At 38.1% G+C, this 231-nt stretch carries 1 pseudogene; it reads left to right on the forward strand.

The window, feature by feature from the left end:
* A pseudogene (locus tag V6260_RS18745) lies at positions 1–231 on the forward strand (sulfite reductase [NADPH] flavoprotein alpha-component); the annotation flags it as partial.

Consider the following 231-nt stretch of genomic DNA (forward strand, 5'->3'; position numbering starts at 1 on the left):
ATTATTATGGTTCGCCCGGGTACCGGTATTGCGCCGTTCCGCGCATTTTTACAAGAAAGTGACTCGCGTGAAGCACAAGGTAAACACTGGCTGTTTTTCGGCAATCCACACTTTACACAAGACTTTTTATATCAAGTAGAAATACAAGGTTATTTAAAGTCAGGTTTAATTAGTAAAGTAGATGTTGCATTTAGCAGTGACCAGTCTGAAAAACTATATGTACAAGAAAAA

The organism is Pseudoalteromonas aliena (assembly GCF_038155085.1).
In the GTDB taxonomy this organism is placed as follows: Bacteria; Pseudomonadota; Gammaproteobacteria; order Enterobacterales; family Alteromonadaceae; genus Pseudoalteromonas; species Pseudoalteromonas aliena_A.